This is a genomic window from Flavobacterium sp. KMS (assembly GCF_000813005.1).
Taxonomy (GTDB): Bacteria; Bacteroidota; Bacteroidia; order Flavobacteriales; family Flavobacteriaceae; genus Flavobacterium.
In genome coordinates this window covers 95,784-120,885 of sequence record NZ_JSYP01000006.1, presented here as the reverse complement: position 1 = coordinate 120,885, position 25,102 = coordinate 95,784, and the positions used below count along the sequence as shown (strand labels likewise).

21 protein-coding genes and 2 pseudogenes are annotated in these 25,102 nt (G+C 32.5%); 12 read left to right on the top strand and 11 right to left on the bottom strand.

From position 1 onward, the window contains the following. Positions 1-12 precede the first annotated feature (12 nt). From OA93_RS08210 to ychF, 7 genes are all read right to left on the bottom strand, one after another. Positions 13-1,884: a DNA topoisomerase IV subunit B gene (locus OA93_RS08210; protein ID WP_039112671.1), complete on the bottom strand. Its 1,872-nt coding sequence runs from the start codon at positions 1,882-1,884 to the stop codon at positions 13-15. 159 nt (positions 1,885-2,043) lie between these two features. Beyond that, positions 2,044-3,222, bottom strand: a complete 1,179-nt coding sequence (pncB, locus tag OA93_RS08205; protein WP_039112670.1) for a nicotinate phosphoribosyltransferase — start codon at positions 3,220-3,222, stop codon at positions 2,044-2,046. Between the two features lie 98 nt (positions 3,223-3,320). Continuing rightward, on the bottom strand, positions 3,321-4,298 hold the full coding sequence (locus tag OA93_RS08200; RefSeq protein WP_039112669.1) for a transglutaminase domain-containing protein: 978 nt from the start codon (positions 4,296-4,298) through the stop codon (positions 3,321-3,323). A 3-nt stretch (positions 4,299-4,301) separates the two neighbouring features. Continuing rightward, positions 4,302-4,826 (bottom strand): NAD(P)H-dependent oxidoreductase, encoded by a 525-nt coding sequence (locus OA93_RS08195; protein WP_039112668.1) that lies wholly within the window; start codon positions 4,824-4,826, stop codon positions 4,302-4,304. Positions 4,827-4,843: 17 nt separating this feature from the next. Continuing rightward, entirely contained in the window at positions 4,844-5,755 is a 912-nt protein-coding gene (locus OA93_RS08190) for a YihY/virulence factor BrkB family protein (RefSeq protein ID WP_039112667.1), read from the bottom strand. Between the two features lie 374 nt (positions 5,756-6,129). Then, complete coding sequence (locus OA93_RS08185) at positions 6,130-6,801, bottom strand: hypothetical protein (RefSeq protein ID WP_039112666.1); 672 nt, start codon at positions 6,799-6,801, stop codon at positions 6,130-6,132. A 218-nt stretch (positions 6,802-7,019) separates the two neighbouring features. Beyond that, entirely contained in the window at positions 7,020-8,114 is a 1,095-nt protein-coding gene (gene ychF / locus OA93_RS08180) for a redox-regulated ATPase YchF (RefSeq protein ID WP_039112665.1), read from the bottom strand. 235 nt (positions 8,115-8,349) lie between these two features. Between ychF and OA93_RS08175 the strand changes: the two genes are divergently transcribed. Further along, positions 8,350-10,983 carry a TonB-dependent receptor gene (locus OA93_RS08175; protein ID WP_039112664.1) on the top strand — a complete coding sequence of 878 codons (2,634 nt, stop codon included), beginning with the start codon at positions 8,350-8,352 and terminating at the stop codon, positions 10,981-10,983. Between the two features lie 123 nt (positions 10,984-11,106). Here the strand turns inward: OA93_RS08175 and OA93_RS08170 are convergent, their stop codons facing one another. Together OA93_RS08170 and OA93_RS08165 are read right to left on the bottom strand one after the other, a co-directional pair. Then, entirely contained in the window at positions 11,107-12,270 is a 1,164-nt protein-coding gene (locus OA93_RS08170) for a hypothetical protein (protein ID WP_039112663.1), read from the bottom strand. 147 nt (positions 12,271-12,417) lie between these two features. Beyond that, entirely contained in the window at positions 12,418-12,768 is a 351-nt protein-coding gene (locus OA93_RS08165; protein ID WP_035624858.1) for a 4Fe-4S dicluster domain-containing protein, read from the bottom strand. A gap of 160 nt (positions 12,769-12,928) precedes the next feature. On the opposite strand from OA93_RS08165, the gene OA93_RS08160 reads away from it, so the two are divergent. The 6 genes from OA93_RS08160 to OA93_RS08135 all read left to right on the top strand — a co-directional run bounded on the left by OA93_RS08160 (position 12,929) and on the right by OA93_RS08135 (position 18,473). Further along, the gene (locus tag OA93_RS08160) at positions 12,929-13,990 is read left to right on the top strand and encodes an acyl-CoA reductase (RefSeq protein ID WP_039112732.1); all 1,062 of its coding nucleotides are present in this window, start codon (positions 12,929-12,931) and stop codon (positions 13,988-13,990) included. 96 nt (positions 13,991-14,086) lie between these two features. After that, complete coding sequence (gene serC, locus OA93_RS08155; RefSeq protein WP_039112661.1) at positions 14,087-15,157, top strand: 3-phosphoserine/phosphohydroxythreonine transaminase; 1,071 nt, start codon at positions 14,087-14,089, stop codon at positions 15,155-15,157. Positions 15,158-15,417: 260 nt separating this feature from the next. Continuing rightward, the gene (locus OA93_RS08150; protein WP_039112660.1) at positions 15,418-16,368 is read left to right on the top strand and encodes a D-2-hydroxyacid dehydrogenase; all 951 of its coding nucleotides are present in this window, start codon (positions 15,418-15,420) and stop codon (positions 16,366-16,368) included. Positions 16,369-16,467: 99 nt separating this feature from the next. Continuing rightward, the gene (locus tag OA93_RS08145; protein WP_039112659.1) at positions 16,468-17,028 is read left to right on the top strand and encodes a hypothetical protein; all 561 of its coding nucleotides are present in this window, start codon (positions 16,468-16,470) and stop codon (positions 17,026-17,028) included. A 678-nt stretch (positions 17,029-17,706) separates the two neighbouring features. Beyond that, positions 17,707-18,138 carry a DUF6146 family protein gene (locus tag OA93_RS08140; protein WP_039112658.1) on the top strand — a complete coding sequence of 144 codons (432 nt, stop codon included), beginning with the start codon at positions 17,707-17,709 and terminating at the stop codon, positions 18,136-18,138. 32 nt (positions 18,139-18,170) lie between these two features. Then, positions 18,171-18,473 (top strand): DUF6787 family protein, encoded by a 303-nt coding sequence (locus OA93_RS08135; protein ID WP_039112657.1) that lies wholly within the window; start codon positions 18,171-18,173, stop codon positions 18,471-18,473. Here OA93_RS08135 and OA93_RS08130 read toward each other — a convergent pair. Next, on the bottom strand, positions 18,463-18,777 hold the full coding sequence (locus OA93_RS08130; protein ID WP_039112656.1) for a hypothetical protein: 315 nt from the start codon (positions 18,775-18,777) through the stop codon (positions 18,463-18,465). The genes OA93_RS08135 and OA93_RS08130 overlap by 11 nt on opposite strands. A 268-nt stretch (positions 18,778-19,045) precedes the next feature. Between OA93_RS08130 and OA93_RS25505 the strand changes: the two are divergent. The 5 genes and pseudogenes from OA93_RS25505 to OA93_RS08110 form a co-directional block, all read left to right on the top strand. Continuing rightward, positions 19,046-19,279 (top strand): annotated as a pseudogene (locus tag OA93_RS25505) (ATP-binding cassette domain-containing protein); the annotation flags it as partial. A gap of 198 nt (positions 19,280-19,477) precedes the next feature. Continuing rightward, positions 19,478-19,924 (top strand): annotated as a pseudogene (locus OA93_RS25500) (ABC transporter ATP-binding protein); the annotation flags it as partial. 1 nt (position 19,925) lies between these two features. After that, on the top strand, positions 19,926-21,626 hold the full coding sequence (locus OA93_RS08120) for a hypothetical protein (protein WP_039112653.1): 1,701 nt from the start codon (positions 19,926-19,928) through the stop codon (positions 21,624-21,626). Further along, positions 21,613-22,377 carry a TIGR02757 family protein gene (locus tag OA93_RS08115; protein WP_039112652.1) on the top strand — a complete coding sequence of 255 codons (765 nt, stop codon included), beginning with the start codon at positions 21,613-21,615 and terminating at the stop codon, positions 22,375-22,377. The genes OA93_RS08120 and OA93_RS08115 overlap by 14 nt, the downstream gene beginning before the upstream one ends. A 102-nt stretch (positions 22,378-22,479) precedes the next feature. Continuing rightward, positions 22,480-23,832, top strand: coding sequence for a DEAD/DEAH box helicase (locus OA93_RS08110; RefSeq protein WP_039112651.1), 1,353 nt, complete (start codon positions 22,480-22,482; stop codon positions 23,830-23,832). Between the two features lie 158 nt (positions 23,833-23,990). On the opposite strand, the gene OA93_RS08105 is transcribed toward OA93_RS08110, so the two are convergent. Continuing rightward, on the bottom strand, positions 23,991-25,100 hold the full coding sequence (locus OA93_RS08105; RefSeq protein ID WP_039112650.1) for a lactonase family protein: 1,110 nt from the start codon (positions 25,098-25,100) through the stop codon (positions 23,991-23,993). Positions 25,101-25,102: the final 2 nt, after the last annotated feature.

Below are 25,102 nucleotides of genomic sequence, written 5' to 3'. Positions count from 1 at the left end.
TTTATTTAAAAACTAAACTTCCTCCTCTATAGCATCTAGTTCCACTTTCAAATTCTTGATAATAAACTCTTGTCTGTCTGGTGTATTTTTACCCATATAGAAAGATAATAATTGTTCTATCGATGTGTTTTTATCCATCATAATAGGATCTAGTCGAATCGTCTCTCCAATGAAGTTCTTGAACTCATCTGGCGAAATCTCTCCCAAACCTTTAAATCGCGTGATTTCTGGTTTTGGTTTTAATTTTTCGATAGCTGCTTTTCGCTCTTCTTCTGAATAACAATAAATAGTTTCTTTCTTGTTTCGAACCCTAAAAAGTGGTGTTTGCAAGATATATAAATGTCCTTCTTTTATTAATTCCGGGAAAAATTGCAGGAAAAAAGTAATCAACAACAAGCGAATGTGCATTCCATCGACATCGGCATCGGTTGCGATTACAATATTGTTATATCGTAATTTTTCTAATCCGTCTTCAATATCTAAAGCTGCTTGCAGTAAATTGAACTCTTCATTTTCATACACAATTTTCTTTGTCATTCCGTAGGAATTCAAAGGCTTACCACGCAAACTAAAAACTGCTTGTGTATTTACATCACGTGACTTGGTAATAGATCCCGAAGCCGAATCTCCCTCGGTAATAAAAAGGGTACTTTCTAAGTTTCTAGGATTCTTTGTATCTGGAAGATGCGCACGACAATCTCTTAATTTTTTATTATGCAGATTGGCTTTTTTAGCACGATCTGTCGCAAGTTTTCTGATACCAGATAGTTCTTTACGCTCTCTTTCTGCCTGCAAAATTTTACGAAGTAAAGCTTCGGCTGTTGGAGGGTTTTTATGTAAATAATTATCTAATTTATTTTTTACAAAATCATTTACAAAAGTACGAACTGATACTGGCGGCGTTCCATCATCAGATCCCATATCCATAGAACCTAATTTGGTTTTGGTCTGAGATTCAAATACTGGTTCCATCACCTTGATGCTAATCGCACTCACAATCGATTTACGCACATCTGATGCTTCAAAATTCTTATTGTAAAACTCACGGATAGTTTTTACAATTGCTTCTCTATAAGCAGCTAAGTGCGTTCCTCCTTGCGTTGTATTTTGTCCGTTTACAAAAGAGTGGTATTCCTCGCTATATTGTGTTTTACTGTGTGTTAAAGCAATCTCGATATCCGTATCTTTTAAATGAATAATTGGATATTCTAAATCTTCAGCACTAATTGTTTCTTCTAATAAATCTCTAAGACCATTCTCTGAAATGTATTTTTCTCCGTTAAATATAATCGTCAAACCATTGTTTAAGTAACAATAGTTTTTAACCATTTTTATTACATATTCTAATCGGAATTTATAATTTTTAAAAATAGCTTCGTCTGGAACAAAAGTTACTTTTGTTCCTTTTCGTTTTGTAGTATCAATTACATCTTCTTCAAGAACCAAATTTCCTGCTGAAAATTCGGCTGCTTTTTGTTTGTCATCACGAACAGATTCTACGCGAAAATAGTTAGAAAGTGCATTTACTGCCTTGGTTCCTACTCCATTTAAACCTACTGATTTCTGGAAAGCTTTGGAGTCATATTTCCCTCCTGTATTCATTTTTGAAACTACATCAACAACTTTCCCTAGAGGAATTCCGCGGCCGTAATCACGAACCGAAACGGTTTTATCTCTGATAGTCACTTCAATAGTTTTTCCTGCACCCATGACAAACTCATCGATACAGTTATCTAAAACCTCTTTTAAAAGAATATAAATACCATCATCTGGTGAAGATCCATCTCCCAATTTCCCGATATACATTCCGGGACGCATACGAATATGTTCTTTCCAGTCGAGTGATCGAATATTATCTTCGTTATATTGATTTTGCTCTAGCATAAATGAATTTTGGATTTTTTGCTAATGTACTATATCTCCTTAAAAAATGAAAGTCAATCTTTTGAAAGTTATCAATAAAAGTATCTTTTAAACGCATTTATTTAAATTAAAAACAGAAACTCATTATTTTTATAAAAAAACTGCTTTTTAAACAATATTTTAGGATTTAATACCTAAAACTTGTTTTGCCAAAGCAATCATTTCGGGAGTTCCCGTATTTTTATTTTTTTCGTCCGAAAGTTTTACAACTCCTTCCCAATGTGTAAAATCTGGCTTCGTTTCGGTTAATTTTATAACCATATTCATTGCTGGCAAGCCTACATCATTGGTAAAATTTGTACCAATTCCGAATGACATTTTTATCTTGCCTTTACAGAAATCTGATATCACTTTTACCTTTTCTAAGTTTAATGAATCAGAAAAAACTATGATTTTAGACTTAGGATCGATTCCGAGTTTTGTGTAATGTGCAATAATTTTTTTAGCAAATTCAATTGGATCTCCACTATCATGTCGAACTCCATCAAAAAGCTTGGAATACTTTTTATCAAATTGCTCAAAAAACACATCTGTAGTATAAGTATCTGTCAAGGCAATTCCTAAATCACCTCCGTAAACTTGTGTCCAATTCTCCAGCGCAACTATATTGGCAACTTTAAACCCATATTGCGCCGCATGAAACATAAACCATTCGTGCGCATGAGTTCCTAAAGGTCGTTTACCGTTAAGCATTGCTAAATGCACATTACTTGTACCTAGAAAACTTTCCTGACCAAAAAGAGCTAATGTTTCATTAACCAAAGTATGTACTTTATACGAATGACGTCGTCTTGTACCAAATTCTAAAACTGAAGCTCCTAATGCATTATAACTTTCAATTTTGGCTTTGGTAATATCCTGAACCGCTTTATCATCTATTCTCACTAAATCCTGAGATGCGTAAAAAAGTTCCGAAATTAAAGCCATCAATGGGACTTCCCATAAAATGGTACGGTACCAGAATCCTTCGATTGTAATATCTAATTCGGAACCAACTTGTTCTATCTCGACCTCGGAAGCATCAAAAGTATATCCTTGTAAGAAATCCAAATAGGTTGGATCTAGATAAGGACAATGTTTCTTTAAATATAATTTCTCTTCTTGAGTCAATTGTAGTTTTGTCATTGCTTCAACAGAATGACGCAATAAAACAGCAAAACCCGAAGGAAAAGTATGTTTTCCTCTGTTTATAAATTTATACCGCACTTTAGCTTTAGGAAACAGCTTTATTACAGCATGCTGCATTGTAAATTTATAGAAATCATTATCTAATATTGATTTTAGGAAGATTGTCCCCATACCCAAATTGCTTTATTAATTTAAAAAAACCTTGATTGCTAATATACGGCAATTCAACAAAAAAAGAAAATTGTTTAAACAAACATCTTTAATTATCTCTACTTTGGAATTATTTTAAAAGAAGCAACACTATTTTGATAAAGAAAAAAAGTAATAAACGAGCCTGTTTTTTTATCATAAGTAATCTGGAATTCCAAAGTTCCTCTTACTTCTTTTGGATTTTCTACTTTGACTGGCTGTCCTCTTTTTAAATAAAAAAATGTATCCGATTTTGAAATATTTTTTATTTTGAAAGATATTTTATCACCATCATTGGCTTTAATTATTCCTGATTCAGGTCTTAAAATTTCGAGATCTTCTTCAATAGCTTTATCAGAAATTAAAGGGCCATTTAAAAAATCTTCCTGATTTAATTTACGATCCAAATACATTCCTGAATCAGGAAAATGCTTCGCAAAAAAGTATTTTGGATCCGTATCAAAGTAAACTGAGTTAAAATAATTTACCATTACTTTTCTATTACTATCATAATAACCTTGCCCCCAAGTAACGTCGACCAAAATCCATTTTCCATCAACCCAAACAATATTCCATGAATGATTAGTCAACAAATTTTTCCGACCAATATCTGTCAATGATTGCTTGGAATCACCTCGAATTACTTGAGATTTCAAATCTACCAAAGAAGCTAAACGTTGATACAAAAGCGTAAAACCTTCGCAAACTGCTTTTTGAGAATCAAATGCCTTTTGCCACGTTTTTTCCTTTATTAACTCTATTTGTTTTTGCTTTTCGGCTTCAGTTCTATAGCTAAATTGTACGGGCTTCTGCGGATTTAAATACGCTTTGTAATCATATTTTATATTTAAAGCAATCCAGCTATAAATAGCTCTTGCCTTATCATATTCTGAAGTAAAATCTTTTTGAATTCTTGTCGCTAAATCTTCTGTCGAACTAAAATGTTTTGGGTATTTCCGCACAATATCATCAATCGCATTGTACTTTTGTGAATATGCCGAATAGAGAAAAATATAATTCAGAAAAAGAAATATAAAAGCAATCTTTTTTATTGTCATCGATTAAAAACTAGACTTAATAATGTCTTTTAATTCTTTATCTAACTCTGTATTTGATATTTTATTTTCTTCTAAATCAAAATTAGCATTAAAACTCGGCAATGAAAAACTTGCTTTAATCTCGGTACCATAACGTGGGAACAATTTTGTGGCAATTTCTAAAACTGAAGCTCCTCCTCTCCCTCCTGGCGATGTAGCTAATAACAGCATTGGTTTGTGCTGAAAAACATCTTTCTCTATACGCGAACACCAATCGAAAACATTCTTGAAAGCTACTGAATAATTCCCATTATTTTCTGCCATAGAAACTACCAAAATATCTGCTTCTGCTAATTTTCCAAGAAAAGCTTTTGCTGTTGGGTGCTGCCCTATCTCTTTTTCGACATCAACACTAAATAATGGCATTGCAAAATCATTTAAGTCCAGTACTTCTACGCTGGCATTATCAAATTGATTTGCAGCATATGTTGCCAATTTTTTATTGATGGAATGCTGACTGTTACTTCCTCCAAATGCTATGATTTTCATGATTTTATTTTTAGTGTTTACTCTATTTCTAAGATTTCTTTTTTTATTTCTACCGAATATTCATTCGGGTAAATCTTACCTCCGTATGTCTTAGCATACACCTTCGTAAATTCAGCTCCAAAATACAGAATAATTGCCGAATAATAGACCCAAACCAGAATTATTATTACGGAACCTGCCGCACCATAAACCGATGCTGTTGTAGAACTTCCTAAATAAAATCCTATGGCAAATTTCCCGATCATAAAAAGTACCGCAGTACAAGATGCTCCAATAAAAGCGTCTTTCCATTTTATAATTCCATCGGGTAATGCTTTAAATATAATTGCAAAAAGTAAAGTAATGCTAATCAATATAATGATTAGATTTATTATATTAAATAAATAAACGGTACTCTCTGGAAAATACAACTTTAAACGTGCACTCATTAAATCTAAAATTGTACTTACAAAAAGGCTCACAAGCATTAAGAATCCTACCGAAACTATCATAGAAAATGACATTAATCGGTTTTGTATAAACTTCTTAAGCCCTTTGTTTGGTTTGGCGCGTAATCCCCAAATAAAATTAATAGAACTCTGTATTTCGGCAAAAACTCCTGAAGCTCCAATTAATAACATCCCGACTCCAAAAACAGTGGCAAAAACATTGCTTCCTGATAGCTGTACATTTTTTATTGTTTCCTGAATTTGTATTGCTGCACTATCTCCCACTAATCCGTTTATTTGACCATAAAGCTCGCCTGCAACAGCATCTTCTCCAAAGAAAACACCACAAATGGTAATAATTATAATTAACAAAGGTGGTAACGCAAAAATGGTATAATAAGCCAATGCTGCACTTAACTTTATTGCATTATCATCGTTAAACTCTAACACTGTAGTTTTTAACAAATACCATGATTTGGATATTATACTTTGACTTTTCACAATACTTTAATTAATTATTTCTCTCAAATATAAGCAATTAAAAAAATAAAATTATTCTCATATTTCCTGTAAATGTTATACTTTATCCATGACTACCCCAGATTGTAGTGGAAAGCATTTTGAGAGGAAAACCACTTTTTTGTTACTGTAAAAAAGCGACCAGCGGAAGCTCTTTTTATAGTATTACAAAAAAGGTTTTACCGAAAAATCTTGAAACGAAAAGCTGGAAATAGGTTCTGAGAAATTAAAATTTAAAACCATTAAGACATTGAGTTTTATTAAGACTTAACTTCTCTTAATCCCTTAATGGTAAAAACAAAAAAAACTGCTGAATATCTTCAACAGTTTTCCTTTTTTATACATTTAAAACCAAGCTATTTTGAAACTTTTTTGAATTCTTGCTGATATCCAAAATTCTTTAATTTCAACACGCTTTTAAATTCTCTGCGAGTTGGTTTAACCACAAAAGAAGTTGAATCTAGCTTTTGCGATTTAATAGCTGTAATAGAATCTAATCTCCTCAAATCCTCCATTAAAAGAACATTATTAATTCTTAATACGTTATTCTCTATTGATAAAATCCTTACAGTCCAAAAAATAGAATCACGCTTGCTTAAAACCAATTTACCATCGATTCGTTTTGCCTTATTATAATATGAAAATCTAAATAGTGTATCAATATTTTTCTCTTCCAATTGTATCGAATCACCTTTATAAATCATATCATATTTTTGATTTGTATCTTTTATTATTAATTTTCCATCTACAATATCATACCTCCTTATTAAAGAATCTAATTCTCGTTTGTGAATCATAAGATTATAATGCCATTCGTATTGTACAGTATTTTCATTAATTCTTAAAAATGTAGAATCTGTATTCATATACACCCCCTTAAACTTAGTAGGAAATCGATCTAGTTCGGAATCATTAACTGGTTGTGGAGCTTCAAAATATAAAGCAAAGGCATCGGCAGGCGCTGCATCAGCTTTTCTACAAGATGCTAGAACAATTAATATTCCTAAAATTAGAGCGATTTTTTTCATAAGTTGTTTTTTAATTAGATTAACCAAAATTCAAGCCAAATGTTAAAAAAAAACCAAAATGAGCACAAAAAATATTTTCACGCAGATTTTACAGATAAAAGCAGATTAACCTCTTTATTACCTTTAAAAATAAAAATTTAAACAAAAAAAAAGCTGCTGAATTTCTTCAGCAGCTTTGTCTATTCTCTTTAATCTTGATTCTTTTTTCTAAAGAAAAATTATACGTTAAAACGGAAGTGCATTACATCTCCATCTTTTACGATATATTCTTTTCCTTCTACTTTGAATTTCCCTGCTTCTTTAGCTTTTGCCTCTGAACCGTAATGAACGAAATCTTCGTATGAAATTACTTCAGCACGGATAAATCCTTTTTCGAAATCGGTATGGATAACTCCCGCAGCTTGTGGCGCAGTAGCTCCGATATTGATTGTCCAGGCACGAACTTCTTTTACTCCTGCTGTAAAATAAGTTTGTTGTTTTAATAATTTATAAGCAGCACGAATTAAAACTGATGCTCCTGGCTCTTTCAAGCCCATATCTTCTAGAAAAACCTGACGCTCTTCGTAGCTTTCTAATTCGGTAATATCTGCTTCTGCTCCTACTGAAAGGATAATAACTTCTGCATCTTCATCTTTTACCAACTCACGAACCTGATCTACGTATTTGTTTCCGTTTACAGCAGAACTTTCGTCAACATTACAAACATACAATACTGGTTTTGCAGTAATTAACTGAAAAGATTCCATTAAAACCTCTTCATCATTACCTTGAGGCGTAATAGTACGAGCTGATTTAGCTTGTAATAATGACTCTCTAATTCTGTCTAAAAGTGCTTTTTCTGTCTGAGCTTCTTTATTTCCAGTTTTAGCTGCACGATTTACTTTCTCTAAACGTTTTTCAACAGTTTCTAAATCTTTCAATTGCAACTCAATGTCAATTGTTTCTTTGTCACGAATTGGGTTTACATTCCCATCTACGTGAACAATATTATCATTATCAAAACAACGTAAAACGTGAATAATCGCATTACACTCTCTGATGTTTCCTAAAAATTGATTTCCTAGTCCTTCACCTTTACTTGCTCCTTTTACCAAACCTGCAATATCTACGATATCTACAGTTGCCATTTGCACGCGTTCTGGTTTTACCAATTCTTCTAATTTTTCAATTCTTGGATCTGGTACGTTTACAACACCAATATTTGGCTCGATTGTACAAAACGGAAAGTTTGCACTTTGTGCCTTTGCATTTGATAAACAATTAAATAATGTTGATTTTCCAACATTTGGCAATCCTACAATTCCTGCTTTCATATGTAGTTTCTATTTATTTTTATTTGCAGCGCTTCAATTCTGCTGAAATTTATGTTCTCGCTTTTAAAAGTTTGCAAATATAAGATTTAATACTTCGTTGCCGAACAAAAACTGCGTATTAATACACTTTTAAACAAACCCTTAAAAAAAATTAAACATTATATTAATATTTTGTTAAAAAGAATTACTTTTAGCTAAACATCTAACCAAACAACAAAATCAAACTCAATTAATTATGAAAAAATTTACAGTATTAGTATTTATACTAAATATTACATTTCTTTTTGCTCAAAAAGAAATTAGTGGCGTCGTAAAAGACCATAATGGCGTAGCGCTTCCGGGGGTAAACATTATGGAAAAAGGAACTAATAACGGAGTATCTACCGACATACAAGGCGGTTACATTATTAAGGTTAAAGAAGGCGCAGTCTTAGTTTTTAGTTATGTTGGGTACACAAATACCGAAAAAAATGCTACAAGTGGCATTATCGATATTACTATGAACGAAAACGGTGGACAAACCTTAAAAGATGTTGTAATTGTAGGCTCAAGAAACACCAAAAGGACAGTTGTAAACTCTGCTGTACCTATTGATATCATTAACATAAAAGATGTTACTACGCAAAGCGGAAAACTGGAAATTAACCAATTACTGCAATACATAGCCCCATCTTTTAATGCTAACAAACAATCTGGATCTGACGGAGCAGATCACGTTGACCCTGCTTCTTTACGTGGTTTAGGCCCTGATCAGACTTTGGTTTTAATTAATGGAAAAAGAAGACACCAATCTTCGCTCGTAAATTTATTTGGAACTCGCGGACGCGGAAATACTGGAACGGATTTAAATGCTATTCCTGCTTCATCTATAAAAAGAATTGAGATTTTAAGAGATGGCGCGGCGGCTCAATATGGTTCTGATGCTATTGCGGGAGTTATTAATATCGTACTAAACGATAATATAAACGAACTTAATGGCTCGGTTACTTACGGAGTTTTTAATACTAAAGCCAAAGGTGATTTTCTTCCTGGAACTCCTAACACTAAGGGATATCGTTTGGATAAAAACGGAAATGGAAACTCGTATGGAAAAAATCAAGATTTTGACGGAGGTTCCGTAAAAGTTGCTGCCAATTATGGTGTTGCCATTGGAGAGAAAGGCGGCTATGTTAATCTTACTACCGAGTATATCAATAAGAATAAAACGCTTCGTCCTGCTTACGATTTTAGAAAAGGCTTTGGAGATGCTGCAATTCAGAGTTTTAATCTTTTTGCAAATATTGCTATCCCGATTTCGGATAAAACGGAGTTCTACGCCTTTGGAGGAAGAAACTACAGAGATACTGATGCTTATGCCTTTACTCGTAATGATGGCGAGAGAGTCGTAGAATCTATATATCCTGGCGGATACACACCAAGAATTACATCGAATATTATTGACAACTCATTATCGGCTGGATTTAGAACTGTAACTACTGGTGGATGGAAAATAGATATTAGTAATACGTACGGGAAAAACCTTTTTCACTATTATATAAAAGGAACTATAAATGCTTCTCTTGAAGCTGCTTCTCCAACTGAGTTTGATGCTGGAGGTCATACGCTAACACAAAACACAACTAATTTTGATTTCTCTAAAAATTACGATTCTGTACTTGATGGATTAAACTTAGCTTTTGGAGCTGAATATCGTACTGAAAATTTCACCATTTTTGCTGGCGATGAAGGTTCTTACGCTACTTATGATACAAACGGAATCCCGATAAGAGATCCCGCAAACCAAAATGCTCCAATTGACCCTATTTCTGGTAATCCAAGACCAGGAGGTTCTCAAGGTTTCCCTGGATACAGCCCGCTTAATACGGTTGATAAAGGTCGTACTAATTTATCTTTATATACGGATGCCGAACTAGATATTACGGATGCTTTCTTAATTAGTGGTGCTGTTCGTTTTGAAAATTATAGCGATTTTGGAAGCACTTTAAATGGTAAACTTGCTATGCGATTAAAAGCGAGCAAAAATATCAATTTTAGAGGTTCTGTAAGCACGGGATTCCGCGCTCCATCATTGGCACAAATATATTATAATCTTCATTTTACAAACTTTAATGCTGGTGGAGCAACAGAAGTATTGCTTGCGCCAAATAACAGCCCAATTACCCGCGCTTTTGGTATCCAAAAACTAGATGAAGAAAAAGCGTTGAACGCTTCTTTGGGTTTCACTGCAACTTTTGGTGATTTTACTGCAACTGTCGATGGGTATTTTATAAAAGTAAAAAATCGTATCGTACTTACGGGTTATTTTGATGCAACTGCATTAAACATTGGTGTATCTGAAGCTCAATTTTTTGTAAACGGCGTAGATACTAAAACAACTGGATTGGATTTGGTTCTTGCATGGAAGAAAAAATTTGGAGAATCGCTATTTAGTGCAACACTGGTAGGAAACATCAATAACATGAAAATTGACAATATAAAAAATGGCAGCTTACCTGAAGAAACTTTTTTCGGAAGACGTGATAGAGCATTTTTATTAGCTTCGGCTCCTAAAAATAAATTTGGATTGAACTTAAATTATGCTCGTCATAAATTTGATGCTGGTTTAGCTTTTACTCATTTCAGCAAAGTAGTTTTAGTAGATTATGGTGATGAAGATGATACGTATTACCCAAGAATTGTAACAGATTTAACTGTAGGATACCAGCTTACAAAATCATTAAAATTAAGTGTTGGTAGTAACAATTTATTTAATGTTTACCCAACAAAACAAGATGAACAAGGAAACACTGAAGCTGGTGGATATTGGGATGCTGTACAAATGGGTTTCAGCGGAGCGTATTACTATGCAAGACTTGGATTTACGTTTTAATACAATGCCTTTCTTTTATCAGCCTGAGCGAAGTCGAATGGACTCAGCCTGACAAAACAAAAAAATCCTGAGCGTCAAACTCAGGATTTTTTTATATAAAGATTACATTTCACTTCTCACAATTCACATCTTATAATCTAAAGAACTTATTATTTCTTTTTCTTTATCGGTGGCGGTAAATCCCGAAACATCCCAATAATTGGTCAGGATTTTATTCTTTTTATTAAAGAGTGTTTTCTCTTTAAAAACATCGCTTTCGTTATAAGTGAATTTTTGTTTATTGAAATTGGTCGTTATAAAACTATTCCGAACTTGAATATTCTTGACTTTGTCTTTTAAAATAAGATTATAAGCTATTTCTTCGTTAGAACTCAATAAATAATAATCCGACCCATCTATTCTGTATTTTACTTTTATGAATGATCTCGTAATATTTTTAGAACCTACATCTGGTTTTTCTTCCGTTTCAACTGGCTTTGCAGGAATCAAAGCACACGTAAACTCAATAATTATCTTTTTTTTATGGTCATAAATAACTTCAAAACTATCCATCTCCTTCTTAGACTTATCTAGTGGAGTAATACTCATTACATAATAGTCTTTATTACCAGGAAATCCTTTTACTATAAAATCATATTCTTTTTTTGCTTTTGAATCTAAAATAGGCTCAAAATAATCCAAATTAGAATAATTCTCCATGATATTATTCAAATTATACCCTTTTAAATCAGCACTTACATCTGCTTCTAGTAAACCATAAGATCGATTTTGCTCTACCAATAATGTTGTTGTTGCTTTTTTGCGATTTCCTGAGAACTGAAAATTTACAAGTCCGTCATTATAATACGAATATTTATCATCAAGCATAAAATACTCTCGTACATATACTTTTAATCGATATGGCATTGTTAGTTTTTCTACCGAATTAGAGACAATTTTTTGAAGTATTTTTTGCGGAGATTCTTTAGACACAACAATCTCAGTTAACTTATTCTTCTTGTTCTTTAAATAAACTACAAATTCATTCTCTTTTAAAGCTATCCAACGAGTTGTTAAGCTCTCATAATTTGTCTCGGAAGTCTGAACATTTGAAGCTCCTGTTAACATAAAAGTAACCTTACCTTCTTCGTTACTCAATAAAACTTGCTTAGTTTTCATTATAACTACCATTGCATTTTCTATCGGCAACTGCGTTTCTATATCTTTTACGATTATAGAATATTCTTTGCTTTGTGCAAAAATACTCACGTTAAAAAACACAATAAATAAAAGTATAAGTCTCTTCATAGGCTTTGTTAAAAAAATTAACCGCTATAAAACTACAAATAAAACATTAAAAACCAATACAATACAAAAAAAAGGTTATATACAAAAAAATCCTGAGCGTAAACTCAGGATTTTCTTTATGTTTAAAATCTAAAAAGACTTAAGTATTTATTCGTTATGTAAAAACGCTTGTCTGTTTAATAGCGTCTCTTCATCTTCTACATGATTATCATCTGGTACACAACAATCTACAGGACATACTGCCGCACATTGTGGTTCATCATGAAAACCTTTACATTCAGTACATTTACCAGGAACGATATAATAAACTTCGTCAGAAATAGGAGTCTGAGCATCATCTGCGTCAACTTCTGTACCGTCTGGCAAAATTACTTTTCCTTTTAAAGCTGTTCCATCCTTGTATCTCCAATCATCAGCACCTTCATAGATTGCTGTATTTGGGCACTCTGGTTCACAAGCACCACAATTGATACATTCGTCGGTTATAATTATTGCCATTGTTTTTTAGTCTTAAAGTTAAAAGCCTTAAAGTTATCAAAGTCAAAAAAAACAAAAAAGATCATTTTAGCGTTTTGACTTAATGACTTTTGACTTTCGACTTATTTATCCTTATTTTTGTGCAAAATTACAATCAAAACTATTCATATACAAATTACTTATGTTACAAAACGAAAAAAAACAATCTTTTATAGAACTGGGCAAATTTTTGAGCCAATTTTCAGAAAATGATTGTAAAAAACACAATAATGTTTTAAGTAATGACTTGTTTTTTGATGATTTCATAAAACTGATTCACTTGTCTCAATCACATAACGGTTGGTACACTCCTGAACAAGTTTTTTTTTCTATCCAATCATGGGCCAATGCTTTAACAGAAGAGAACCTTAATAAATGGCTTTCTGCTTATTCTTTTGACTCTGTTAAAGAAGGTAAAAACGTAGCCTTAATACTAGCTGGAAACATTCCGCTAGTTGGTTTTCATGATTTTCTATCTGTTTTAATTACTGGACATAATGTCTTGGTAAAAACATCTTCTAATGATCAACATTTACTTCCTTTCTTGGCGAAATATCTTATTGCTATCAATCCTGATTTTGCTAATAAAATCACTTTCGTGGAAGGAAAACTAGAAAATTTTGATACTGTAATTGCTACAGGAAGTAATAATACGGCACGTTATTTTGAATACTATTTTAAAGATAAACCTTCGATTATTCGAAAAAGCAGAAACTCTATTGCCGTTTTAAACGGAAAAGAAACTAAAGAACAACTTATTGCTTTGGGTGAAGATATATTTAGATATTTTGGTTTAGGATGCCGAAATGTTTCTAAACTATTTGTTCCTGAAGGATATAAATTTGATGCTTTTTTTGAAGCAATTTTCGAATATCAGGATGTTATTCATTATGAAAAATATGCCAACAATTACGATTATAATAAGGCAGTTTTCTTAATGAGTAATTTTAAATTACTAGATAATGGCTTCTTAACTTTAAAAGAAGATACAAGCCACGCCTCACCTATTTCGAGTGTTTTTTATGAAACCTACAATAATATTGAAGATTTAAAACAACGATTACAAGCTGAGAATGAGCAAATTCAATGCATTGTAAGCGATAACCTGATAGAAAACAGCATTTTATTTGGAAAAACGCAAACTCCTGATTTGTGGGATTATGCAGACAATATAGATACTATATCGTTTTTGTTAATAACATAAGTTAAAATCTGATAATTATTGCGAATAATTTAACGATTTTTCGGGCGCTATTACCGAAATTTGCGTTTCTAAAAAATATTGGAATTTAACTACACCATGAAAAAACACAACTACAGCGCAGGACCAAGTATCTTACCTCAAGAAGTTTTTGAGAAAGCATCAAAAGCTATTTTAAATTTTAATGACTCAGGATTATCAATTTTAGAAATTTCGCACCGAAGTAAAGATTTCGTTGCTGTAATGGAAGAAGCTCGTTCTCTTGCTTTAGAATTATTAGGACTTCAAGGAAAAGGATATCAAGCCCTGTTTTTACAAGGTGGTGCAAGTACAGCATTCTTAATGGCTCCTTATAACTTAATGAAAGAGAATGGTAAAGCAGCTTATTTAGATTCTGGAACTTGGGCAACTGCCGCTATAAAAGAAGCAAAACTTTTTGGAGAAACTATTACTGTAGCTTCATCTAAAGAAGAAAATTACAACCATATTCCAAAAGGTTACGAAATACCTGCCGATGCAGATTATTTTCACTGTACGAGTAACAATACCATTTTTGGAACTCAAATGAAAGAATTCCCAACAACTAGTGTACCAGTAGTTTGCGATATGAGTTCGGATATATTTTCTCGCAGTTTAGATTACTCACAATTTGATTTAATTTATGCTGGAGCTCAAAAAAATATGGGTCCTGCAGGAACTACTTTGGTAGTTATTAAAGAAGAAATCTTAGAGAAAAACGGTAGAACAATTCCTAGCATGTTAGATTATGCCAAACATATTAAAGCAGAAAGTATGTATAATACTCCTCCTGTTTTTGCAATTTATGTTTCATTATTAACATTACAATGGATTAAAGAAAAAGGTGGTGTTGCAGCCGTTGAGAAATTAAACGACGCAAAAGCGGCGCTACTTTATGCAGAAATTGATAGAAACCCTTTATTTAAAGGTGCTGCAGTTGTAGAGGATCGTTCTAACATGAACGTTACTTTCTTATTAAACAATCCTGACCATACTGCAACATTTGATGCTATGTGGAAAGAAGCTAACATTTCTGGTTTACCAGGTCACCGTTCGGTTGGTGGTTACAGAGCATCTATATACAATGCAATGCCTATAGAAAGCGTTCAGGTACTGGTAGATGTAATGAAAGCTTTGGAAGCTAAAGTTTAATCGCTTTCTTCGGTTAATCGTTAATTTGGTTAACTGTTTAATCGAAATATCCTTTTACACAAAAAACAGTAATTGAATACCGGATTCCTAGCCCCGATAGAAGTGGAAATCCTTTTATTTTTTTCTTTAAAAAATAAAAGATTGTAACGGATAGCGGGATTAGCTCCTAAATCAAAAAAGAAAAAATCATAATATTTGGCTCATCGGTTAAACAATTTAACGATAAAACGATTAACCAATAAAAAAACACATAAACTAAAATGAAAGTATTAGCAAATGACGGAATTTCTAAAAGTGGAATTCTAGCTTTAGAAAAAGGTGGATTTGAAGTTATAACTACAAAAGTGGCTCAGGAACAAGTAGCTAATTTTGTAAACGAAAACAACGTAGATGTAGTTTTGGTACGTAGTGCTACCAAAGTACGTAAAGATATAATCGATGCTTGCCCAGGATTAAAAATTATTGGTCGTGGTGGTGTTGGTATGGATAACATTGATGTTGACTATGCAAAAAGCAAAGGAATTCATGTAATTAATACTCCAGCTTCTTCATCTGAATCTGTGGCTGAATTAGTTTTCGGACACTTATTTAATGGAGTTCGTTTTTTACACGATTCTAACAGAAATATGCCTTTAGAAGGTGACACAAACTTTGATGGTTTGAAAAAAGCGTACGCAAATGGTACTGAATTAAGAGGTAAAACTCTTGGTATCGTTGGTATTGGTCGTATTGGTCAAGCTACTGCAAAAATGGCTCTTGGTTTAGGTATGAAAGTTATTGCTGCTGATAGTTTTATTCCTAAAGTAGACGTTAAAGTTGAATTCTTTGACGGTCAATCTATCACGACAACAATAGAGTCTCAATCATTAGAATCTTTATTTAAAGAAGCTGATTTCATCACTTTACACGTTCCTGCTCAAAATGGTTACATCATTGGAGAGAAAGAATTTGAAATCATGAAAGATGGTGTTGGAATCGTAAATTGTGCTCGCGGAGGTGTTATCGACGAAGTGGCGCTAGTAAAAGCATTGGATAGCGGAAAAGTATCGTTTGCTGGTTTAGACGTTTTTGAAAGCGAACCAAAACCAGAAATGGCTATTTTAATGCACTCAAAAATCTCTTTGACTCCACACATTGGAGCCGCAACTGGAGAGGCACAAGACAGAATTGGTACTGAACTAGCTTCACAAATTATTACTTTGTTGAGTTAAGTAATTAAAAAATAGTTTAACTTTAAAGGGATTTACTGCGCATTGTAGTAAATCCCTTTCTTTTTATTAAATTTGTCGTCTAATCTAAATGTAAACATCATGTTTGAACAATTAACCCAATTAGTGCAACAATACGGAGGCAGTGCAGTCGTAAACAACCCCGCTGTTCCTAATGAACACAATGAAGCTGTAATAAGTGAAACTAGTAATTCTATTTTTGCAGGATTGCAAAAAATTGCTTCGGAAGGTGGCGCAGAACAACTCGCCAGTTTATTTAGCGGAAAATCACCTATTGACAGTTCGAACCCTGTTGTACAACAAATAACACAACAGTTGTCTGGTAATCTTGGAGAAAAATTTGGATTAAGTAGTGAAGCATCTAGTGGTGTTGCTGCAGGTATGATTCCGCAAATTTTAGGTTCTCTTGTAGGGAAAGCAAAAGACTCAAACGATAGTAGCTTTCAAATTTCAGATATTATTACTGCTATTTCTGGTAACGGAGGACAAGCTTCGGGTATTATGGATGCAATTTCTAAATATGGAACTCAATTTGGCTTAGACCAAAATGGTGATGGGAAAGTAGATGTTAGCGATGCTATGGCATTAGGAAACAAAAGCGGTGGCATAGGTGGTTTACTAGGTAAATTATTCGGGAAATAGGTTTTTTAGGAAGGTACTGAGGTACTAAGGCTCAAAGGCACAAAGGTTTTCTGTAGAGACGCAACTCAGTACGTTTAAAGTTTCTAAATTCTAAGATTCTAAGTTAAAAAATAATCAAAAGCTGTTTACAATTATGTAAGCAGCTTTTTTTGTGGGTATGTTTCTTGAAATTTTCATTCTTAATAGATACGCCTATTGCAAAAAACTTTGTGTCTCTGAAGGTTTTAAACGCACTACAGTGCGTCTCTACAGAAAACCTTTGAACCTAAAAAGATATGCAATTACACCCCAACAAGAAACCTTTGTCTCTTTGAATCTTTTAGACGCACTGCGATGCGTCTCTACAGAAAACCTTTGAACCTAAAAATTATGCATCCCAACTAAAAACCTTTGTCTCTTTGAACCTTTTAGACGCACTGCGGTGTGTCTCTACAGAAAACCTTTGAACCTAAAAAGATATGCAATTACACCCCAACAAGAAATCTTTGAACCTTTGAACCTTAGTACCTCAGTACCTTCCTAAAAAACCTTTGTCTCTTTGAACCTTTTAGACGCACTGCGGTGCGTCTCTACAGAAAACCTTTGAACCTTAGCTCCTCAGAACCTCCCTTGAAAAAACTGTTAAATAAGAAAAGCCTTCGCTGATTTTTTTGTAAATTTATATCTCATTTTTAGGCCATGAAAAATAGTATCTATATATTGCTTATTCTATTTGTTATCGTTGCGTGTTCTACTCAAAAAACAAGTATGGCTGTTACAAAACAACCTGCTACATCGGTAAACGATACAGTTCGTATTGCAAACGACGATTTAGAATATGAAGTAATTATAATAGACAACGGTTTTAGTACTTGGCTAGCTTCTACAGCATTACCTCGAAATTATTATTCACAAGCCTATCTTGAAAATAAAAACCAACAATATGTACGTGAATGGAATAACAGGGTTTTACAACCACAACGTTTCAGTCCCAATTTGTATGAAATGAGAATTGATTACGACCCTACAATTAATTATGGATACGAGGTAAATTACTTAATTTACAACTACATGATTTATTTTCAAAATACTTACAAACAAAAGCTAGCTGGATATGTCCCATCAAGATAATGTTACTATATTTGTATTCATTATAAATAGAAATGAATAAATTAAAACAACGTTGGGGTATTACTTCTAATTTTCAACTCACTATCATATTTATTGTATTTGCTATAACCGGTTCTACTTCGGCATGGTTATCAAAACCTTTTTGCGTTTGGTTAGGAATTACAAAAGAAGATTTTGGCTTTTGGTTTACCCTTATCCGCTTAATAATTATTTTCCCTATCTACCAAGTATTACTTGTAGCAATAGGAGCTATTTTTGGGCAATTCCGTTTTTTTTGGAACTTCGAGAAAAAAATGCTTAAAAATATGGGACTAGGATTCTTGTTTAAAGAATAATATCGTTATCAATATGCTTATCTTTCTTTTGGATAAAATAAGTATAAACCCATGTTAGGGTAAATGATGGGATAATATCTGTAAACGGAAGTATCTCTTCGACAAAAGTTAAGATTCCTGCCACCTTCCCTACTCGACCTTTATACATATAAGTCATTAAGAAACCAGCTAGTGGCGCCCAAATAACATCGGCAAATTCCCCTAAAAAAGGAATTGTAAAACTTACCATTCCGATTGCATCAAAAAGCAATCCTAATAAAAGTTTTTTTGTTCTCTCGTCTTTCACAAGTGTTTTTTCTTCCATTTTAATATATATTAAAACCTGAGTTACTTCAAATATAATTCATTTTGAACAGATTGTCTATTTATTTTTTTCGAATAAACTTATCATTCCGTAACCATTAATCAAATTTCATTCCTAAAATAATCTTCATCAAAAAAGAGATTTTCTTTTTTAGAATCCTCTTTCCTTTTTTTACAATTTACTTTTACCAAAAAATGTTCCTAAAATTCTGTTACAACACATTTTTATATCGGTAGAATCTTTGTTTCTTTGTAAAAACAGTTTCGTAATGATAAAGGCAAAAAATATACATAAATTCTATGATCAACTTGAAGTTTTAAAAGGAGTTGATTTGCATATAAAAAAAGGAGAAATTGTTTCTATCGTTGGAGCTTCTGGAGCAGGAAAAACAACACTTTTACAAATTTTAGGAACATTAGACAAACCTGAAAGAAATAAGGAATCCTCTCTAACTATAAATGGAGAAAATATTTTAGCACTTCAGGATGTAGAAAATGATAATTCGAAACAAGAAAAAAGGCTTCGAATTGTTACTTGGATAGGAGGGATTTACGCTGTAGTTTTAGCCATATACTTATTATTTTTTAGATCAAAAATAGGAGATGATTTGCTTGGAACAGTTACCTTAGTATCAATATTTTTACCAATAGTATCTCTATTTATTTATTACTTTAGATATTTTAAAGAGAAAAGTAAAAAAGACAAAACATTGTCTGAATTTAGAAATCTTAATTTAGGTTTCATCTTTCAGTTTCACCAATTATTGCCTGAATTTACAGCATTAGAAAACGTTTGTATTCCCGCATTTATATCCAATAAATCTAAAAGCGAAATAGAAAAAGAAGCCAAAAAACTTTTAGAATATCTAGGTTTATCTCACAGAATACATCATAAACCAAATGAACTTTCGGGTGGAGAACAACAACGTGTTGCAGTTGCCAGAGCTCTAATCAATAAACCCGATGTTATTTTTGCCGATGAACCTTCAGGGAATTTAGATACTCATTCTGCAGAGAATTTACATCAATTATTCTTCCAGCTTCGTGACGAATTTGGACAAACTTTTGTTATCGTAACTCATAACGAAGAACTTGCTAATATGGCCGACAGAAAACTAGTAATGGTGGATGGGCAAATAATATCCTAAAATGATTTTAATTCTTTTAAGCTGGATTTATATTCTTTTCACAACCATAAATCTTGGTTTAGGAACTGATAAGATTCTACGATTAAAGAATTCAAACTTTATAATTCTCTCTATTCTAGGCCTTTTTACAGCAACTATTCTTGCGAGTATTTGGGCTATTTTTGACAGGATAAATATTGAGTTCCATCTTTTTCTTTTAATAGCAAATATTGGAATCTGCCTAAAGTTAAAAAATGAAATTAAAGTTATTTATACCTCATTTTTTAAAGAATTACGATCTTTAGATAGATCCTTAAAAATAGCTTTAATTAGTATAACTCTTTTAATTTTAGCTCAATGTGCATCAATTCCTTACATAATAGATAATGAATCTTATTACATACAAACCATTAAATGGATTAATGAATATGGTTTTGTAAAAGGTCTTGCCAATTTGCATCTTTTTCTTGCCCAAACAAGTGGTTGGCATATTACCCAAAGTGCATTTAATTTTTCGTTCTTGTATGATAAGTTTAATGATTTAAGCGGATTTTGTCTTTTACTAGGAAATATTTATGCCATTTTACATCTTAATTCTTATTTCAAAAATAAAGGAATCAATTACCTTATTATTGGTTTGTTGCCTTTGGCAAATCTTTTCTTTTTTTCTTTTATTAGTTCTCCTTCTCCCGATTTGCCTATTTATATCTTATCTCTGATTATCTTTTTCAGCTTCTTAAGCAGCTATAAAAATCTTAATATTGGGACATTTAATACCGTTTTTATTCTAGTTGTTTTTGCGATATATATTAAAACAACAGCAATTGCACTTATCTTGATTCCGCTGTTATTATTTATAAAACACTACAAAATTTTAATTCCAAGAATAGCAAAACCCTTAAGCATTGGAATACTTGTTTTCTCTTTATTTTTAATAAAAAACACCATTATTAGCGGATATCCTTTATTCCCTATAACACTAAATATATTCCATTTTGATTTTCAAATTCCTGTATCAATGGTGCATTTTTATTATGATGAAACTAAACGGGCAGCTTTTTCGATTACACAGAATGAATTCGATACTATGAGTGTATTCGAAATCTTTAAAACATGGATTTCAAGACCCGCATTACATGGCTTATTTAATAAATTGATTGTATTATTACTTATAATCATGCCTTTTTTTATCTTTAAATTTTTCAATAAAAAAACATTTTGGGTTTTATATGGCGTTTTTGTTTTTCAAATAATATTGCTCTTATTATCTTCACCACAATATAGATTCTTCATGAATTTCATATTGCTATTTTCATTTCTAATGGCGAGTCTTATTCTTAATAATCGAAACAGGATTATTCTTGTTCTTTATATATCATTATCAATACTGGCATTTATTGTAATCTTTCCAATTAATTTAAAAGTATTTACAACAAATACTTTTTTAACGAGCAATAGTACTTTTTCTATAAGCAACATCGTTTATCCATATAAAAACTCCAAATTTGATACCGAATATAAACCTATCATAAATGGCAATTTACGATACAATTCTCCTGTAGATAATTCTTTTTTCTGGGGAACTGGAGATGGCGCAATACCTTGTGTTAATAAAGAACAGATTAAATATTTTGAGGCTTATTACAAGATAAAACCTCAAATGCGAACAACTAATTTAAAAGACGGCTTTTACGCCAAAAACATATCAAATGAATCAAACTGAGCTTAAAGATTTTCTTGACGAAAAAGTCATTCAATATAACAATCAGGATTTTATAGAAAGTGATCCGGTGCAAATTCCGCATTTATTTTCGCAAAAAGAAGACATTGAGATTGCTGGTTTCCTGAGTGCAACAATTGCATGGGGAAATCGCAAAATGATTATTAAAAACTCACACCAAATGATGGAATTAATGGGTAACACGCCCTACGATTTTATCATGAGCCACAGCGATGAAGACATAGCAAGATTAGAAAATTTTGTACACCGCACCTTCAACGGAAAAGACTTTGGCAGCTTTATAAAAGGATTGCAACACATTTATAAAAATCATGGCGGCTTAGAAGCTATTTTCTCTAAAAATCAGGAAAAAGATAGTTTACAAAAAAGTATTCACGAATTTAAAAAAGCATTCTTTGAAATCGATCATTTACAAAGAACTCAAAAACACATTTCAGACCCTTTAAACAATTCGGCAGCCAAACGCATTAATATGTACCTAAGATGGATGGTTCGCCAAGATACAAAAGGAGTAGATTTAGGAATATGGAAAAATATTTCGCCTGCTAAACTTTCTTGTCCGCTTGATGTACATTCTGGAAATGTCGCTCGTAAACTAGAACTGCTTTCGCGAAAGCAAAACGATAGTAAAGCACTGGCAGAACTAGATTTAAATCTCCGCAAAATGGATCCACTTGACCCAGTAAAATACGATTTTGCATTATTTGGACTAGGCGTTTTTGAAGGCTTTTAAGATTGATAATTAGATTGTTATATCACTAAATCAACAGATGATTCCAAGATTCTAGTGAACTAACCATCATTTTAATGTACCTTTGCACAAAATTTAATGCAAATGAGCACTTTCGAGACATTCAATCTTCCTAAATCCGTACAAAAAGCAATCGATGAATTAGGCTTCGTTACGCCTACTCCTATCCAGGAAAAATCTTTTTCTGTAATTATGTCCGGTCGTGATATGATGGGAATTGCACAAACCGGTACAGGTAAAACATTTGCCTATTTATTGCCTTTATTAAAACTATACAAGTTTACTCCAACCAATACACCAAAAATTGTAATCCTTGTTCCAACACGTGAATTAGTAGTTCAGGTTGTAGAAGAAGTTGAAAAGTTAACCAAATACATGTCGGTTAAAACATTAGGTATTTTTGGTGGTGTAAATATCAATACACAAAAGAAAGCTGTTTACGAAGGAATCGATATTTTGGTGGGAACACCAGGACGAACTATGGATTTAGCCTTAGATGCAGTTGTTCGTTTTGATGAAACTCAAAAACTAGTTATTGATGAGTTTGACGAAATGCTTAATCTTGGTTTCCGTACGCAATTAACAGCACTTTTGGCAATGATGAAAACCAAACGTCAGAACATATTGTTTTCTGCAACGATGACAGATGAAGTTGATGCGGTTTTAAATGACTTTTTTGATTTCCCTGAAGAAGTTACCCTTGCAGCATCTGGAACACCATTAGAGAACATTGAACAAATTACGTACAACGTTCCTAACTTTAATACCAAAGTAAACTTACTGAAACACTTATTACAAACTAACGAAGACATGAGTCGTGTCTTGGTATTTGTAAACAATAAGAAGATTTCGGATATGCTTCATGACCGTATCGAAGAAGATTTTGAAGGTCAGTTTGGAGTAATTCACTCTAATAAATCACAAAATTATCGTTTGAGCACAATGGCTTCTTTTCAAGAAGGAACGTTACGCGGACTTATAACTACCGATATTATGGCGAGAGGTTTAGATATCTCTAATATTACTCACGTTATAAACTTTGAACTTCCTGAATTCCCTGAATTGTATATGCACAGAATTGGTAGAACTGGTCGTGCCGATGCAACAGGAACTGCAATAAGCTTTATCACGCCACGTGAAGAGGAGTTTAAAGTAGAAGTAGAAGTTTTAATGAACAGAGAACTTGAGATTGCCGATTTCCCTGAAGAAGTAGAAGTTTCTATTAAACTAATTGAGCCTGAAAAAGACAGACAACCCGTTAAGTTCTTGATGAAAAAACAAAAACTTGATGGTGATGGAGCTTTTCATGATAAAGCCAAAAAGAACAAGAAAATCAACTTGGGAGGCCCTTCTAAAACTAAAAAGAAAACGCACGGATCTGTTAACAGAAACATGCTAAAAACAAGAGATAAGAAAAGAAAAGATAAGAACAAATAGATTTTCTTAAATTCCAAAAATTAAAAATTCCAAATTCCAATGCTGTTACGCTTGGAATTTGGAATTTTTTTATTGGATTTTTTTCTTTTTATATTTTACGCACAAGACAGAGAAACCTTTTAGCCTTTGTAACTCTGAACCTTTGAACCTTTAATAAACTAAATCTTCGTAAAAACTAAACCAACTGGCGCACACAACTCAATTCTCTTTCCTGTATCTGTAAGTTTTCCTGTTGCTTTATCTCTTTTAAAAACTACAATATTATTGGTGTATTGATGTCCTACCAAAAGGAATTTCCCTGTAGGATCTATAGAAAAATCTCTTGGCCCTTTTCCTAAGGTACTTACTTGTTCTACTAATTCAATTTTTCCATTTTTAAGAATTTTATAAACTGAAATATTATTAGCATCTACACGATCAGACACATATAAAAATTTACCGTCAGGCGAAATTTTGATAGCTGCTGCTCCTGTTCCTCCCTTAAAATCTTTAGCAAGAATATTTGTTTCAGCGATTAATTTCAAACTTCCATCTTTATCATAACTAAACGTAGTTAAGGTAGCATCTAATTCCTGAATTAAATACACAAACTTCCCGTCTTTGCTAAACGTTAAATGTCTTGGGCCGCTTCCTGCTTTTACATCAACACTTCCTTTTAAGGTAAGAACTTTATCTTTTGAAGTTGGATTGTAATTGTAGATAAAAACTTTATCAAGACCTAAATCATTCGATAAAACATATTTTTTGTCTGGCGAAAAATAAACCATATGCACGTGAGCACCTTCTTGTCTTTGTGAGTTAACTCCTTTTCCTGTATGTTGAATCACTTGTTTTGCTTCCGAAATTCCTTCGGCAGTCTTTTTAAATACTGAGATGTTTCCTCCAGAATAATTAGCTGTAATTACATTTTCTCCATCATTAATTAAGTAACAAGGATCTGCCCCCATTGCTTTTTGCTTGTTCAAAAAAGTAACCTTTCCTGATGCAGGTACATATCCAAAAGCACTAACTGTACTTTCTGCTCCACTTTCGTTAACAGCATAAATAAATTTATTATCTGCAGAAACCGATAAATAGCTTGGACTTACGGTACTTTCTGAAGTGTTTTTTAATTTAGATTCACCCGAATTGGTATCAAATTCATACACATAAATACCTTTGCTATCACAACTATTAGTGTAAGTTCCTACTAATAAATTAACTTTGTTTTGCGCCTTTAAATTTGTAACAGCAAAAGCCACTAAAAGTAGTATATATGTTCTTTTCATAG

What these genes read in the sequence shown, in the direction of transcription:
- OA93_RS08210 (WP_039112671.1), bottom strand. Translation starts at nt 1,884, where the DNA reads ATGCTAGAGCAAAATCAATATAACGAAGATAATATTCGATCACTCGAC.
- OA93_RS08185 (WP_039112666.1), bottom strand. Translation starts at nt 6,801, where the DNA reads ATGAAAAAAATCGCTCTAATTTTAGGAATATTAATTGTTCTAGCATCT.
- OA93_RS08160 (WP_039112732.1), top strand. Translation starts at nt 12,929, where the DNA reads ATGTTACAAAACGAAAAAAAACAATCTTTTATAGAACTGGGCAAATTT.
- OA93_RS08110 (WP_039112651.1), top strand. Translation starts at nt 22,480, where the DNA reads ATGAGCACTTTCGAGACATTCAATCTTCCTAAATCCGTACAAAAAGCA.
- OA93_RS08195 (WP_039112668.1), bottom strand. Translation starts at nt 4,826, where the DNA reads ATGAAAATCATAGCATTTGGAGGAAGTAACAGTCAGCATTCCATCAAT.
- OA93_RS08115 (WP_039112652.1), top strand. Translation starts at nt 21,613, where the DNA reads ATGAATCAAACTGAGCTTAAAGATTTTCTTGACGAAAAAGTCATTCAA.
- OA93_RS08170 (WP_039112663.1), bottom strand. Translation starts at nt 12,270, where the DNA reads ATGAAGAGACTTATACTTTTATTTATTGTGTTTTTTAACGTGAGTATT.
- ychF (WP_039112665.1), bottom strand. Translation starts at nt 8,114, where the DNA reads ATGAAAGCAGGAATTGTAGGATTGCCAAATGTTGGAAAATCAACATTA.
- OA93_RS08120 (WP_039112653.1), top strand. Translation starts at nt 19,926, where the DNA reads ATGATTTTAATTCTTTTAAGCTGGATTTATATTCTTTTCACAACCATA.
- OA93_RS08105 (WP_039112650.1), bottom strand. Translation starts at nt 25,100, where the DNA reads ATGAAAAGAACATATATACTACTTTTAGTGGCTTTTGCTGTTACAAAT.
- pncB (WP_039112670.1), bottom strand. Translation starts at nt 3,222, where the DNA reads ATGGGGACAATCTTCCTAAAATCAATATTAGATAATGATTTCTATAAA.
- OA93_RS08165 (WP_035624858.1), bottom strand. Translation starts at nt 12,768, where the DNA reads ATGGCAATAATTATAACCGACGAATGTATCAATTGTGGTGCTTGTGAA.
- OA93_RS08145 (WP_039112659.1), top strand. Translation starts at nt 16,468, where the DNA reads ATGTTTGAACAATTAACCCAATTAGTGCAACAATACGGAGGCAGTGCA.
- OA93_RS08175 (WP_039112664.1), top strand. Translation starts at nt 8,350, where the DNA reads ATGAAAAAATTTACAGTATTAGTATTTATACTAAATATTACATTTCTT.
- serC (WP_039112661.1), top strand. Translation starts at nt 14,087, where the DNA reads ATGAAAAAACACAACTACAGCGCAGGACCAAGTATCTTACCTCAAGAA.
- OA93_RS08140 (WP_039112658.1), top strand. Translation starts at nt 17,707, where the DNA reads ATGAAAAATAGTATCTATATATTGCTTATTCTATTTGTTATCGTTGCG.
- OA93_RS08135 (WP_039112657.1), top strand. Translation starts at nt 18,171, where the DNA reads ATGAATAAATTAAAACAACGTTGGGGTATTACTTCTAATTTTCAACTC.
- OA93_RS08200 (WP_039112669.1), bottom strand. Translation starts at nt 4,298, where the DNA reads ATGACAATAAAAAAGATTGCTTTTATATTTCTTTTTCTGAATTATATT.
- OA93_RS08150 (WP_039112660.1), top strand. Translation starts at nt 15,418, where the DNA reads ATGAAAGTATTAGCAAATGACGGAATTTCTAAAAGTGGAATTCTAGCT.
- OA93_RS08130 (WP_039112656.1), bottom strand. Translation starts at nt 18,777, where the DNA reads ATGGAAGAAAAAACACTTGTGAAAGACGAGAGAACAAAAAAACTTTTA.